Raw genomic sequence first — 358 nt, forward strand, 5'->3', positions numbered from 1 at the left:
CATTGGAACAAAAAATAATAGAATTATTAATGTTAACAAGGTCTACTTCTGAAAGATTAAATTTTTATAAAGAGATATATAAGAATATATTTATTGAAAAACCAGTAGAAATATTAGATTTAGCATCGGGATTAAATCCCTTATCAATTTATTTTTCAGATCAAAAGCCTAGAAAATATTATTATGTAGATATATCTGAAAAAATATTAGATATAAACTATCAAATATTAAAGGAATTAAATATTGAAAATGAAGGATGGCTAATTGATTTATTGTATCCAGATGATAGAATATTTNGGCATTATCAATATATATTCTTTTGGAAAATATTTCCAATATTAGAAAAATATGATTTTTA

Source organism: Candidatus Nanopusillus massiliensis, assembly GCF_920984865.1.